2 protein-coding genes are annotated in these 1,070 nt (G+C 69.0%); one reads left to right on the plus strand and one right to left on the minus strand.

The features are described 5' to 3' along the window. Positions 1-475 (minus strand): inner membrane CreD family protein (locus tag JCM9942_RS16635; protein ID WP_256202415.1); only part of this gene is annotated, 475 nt, incomplete at its 3' end. Between the two features lie 240 nt (positions 476-715). On the opposite strand from JCM9942_RS16635, the gene JCM9942_RS16640 reads away from it, so the two are divergent. Continuing rightward, on the plus strand, positions 716-1,070 hold a 355-nt coding region (locus JCM9942_RS16640; protein ID WP_157723024.1), incomplete at its 3' end, for a hypothetical protein.

The raw sequence follows: 1,070 nt of genomic DNA on the forward strand, positions 1-1,070 counted from the left end.
GTGCCCACCAGCCCGCGCACGTCGCAATGCCCAGCGCCAGGTACGGCTGTCCGTAACTGCGCCCGACCACCGGCGCGTAGTCCCTGTCGGTGAACTCGGCCTGCACGCGGGCGTGCCAGCTGTAGACAGGCACCCGGAACAGGCCCACGCGGCGTTCGTCCGGGCGCATTTCCCCCTGCACGCGCAGCCGTGCCGGCATCTGCAGGTCAAAGCCTTTCTCGGTCTGCAGCTCGCGGGTCTTCAGCCCGGTCGGCCCGACCACCTCCACCTCGCGCTCCTGGGTCCACGGCAGCACCCGCACCGGGCCGATCAGCGACTGCGCGCCGGCACGGCTCTGCGCCACCCGTTCGATGGCCTGGTCGCGATAGCGCTCGCGCTCCTTGATGGTGCCGCGGATCAGCAGCAGCGGGATCAACAACAGCAACACCAGCCCGCCGACGATGGCGGCGCGCAACAGCAGTTTCAGGGAAGTCATGTCCGGTCCTCGTGTGGAAACGGGGACAGCGTGGACCGGCTGGGTGAGCAGGGTTTGTGGCGAATTTGAAGTGGATGTGAAGTCGGCCCGCCGTCCCCCGGTGGCGGGATGCGTTCCGTTTCCCGTGCACACGCGCTGGCCCCTGACCGCCTGCGGTTGCGGATGCGCGCTGCGGCATAGTATGAATACAAGCAAAATGCGCACCCGGACCGTCCAGCGCCTCCCGCCCAAGGAACACCCGTGCTGTTGCAAACCCGGTCGCGTACGTCGCTGATCCACCGGCTGTCGCTGAGCATCTGGGGCCTGTTCCTGGCGCTGCTGCTGCTGCTTTCCGCGCTGGGTTACCTGGCCATGCGCATGGCCACCGATCGCGTGGTGCCGATGGTGGCGCAGCGCACGGTGGAATTGCGCGCGCGTGCCAGCGAGGGCCTGTTCCTGCAGGCCGAGCACAGCGTGGTGCGGCTGCAGCAGGAGCTGCTGCGACGGCTGGACAGCGCCGATCCGGCTACCACCCTGGCGCGGTTCGACACCCTGTTCGCACGCAGTGCCGACGGCCTGTGGCGGTTGCGCCCGGAACTGGTCGCGCCGGCCTCCG

Source organism: Stenotrophomonas pictorum JCM 9942, from assembly GCF_001310775.1.
GTDB lineage: Bacteria > Pseudomonadota > Gammaproteobacteria > Xanthomonadales > Xanthomonadaceae > Stenotrophomonas > Stenotrophomonas pictorum.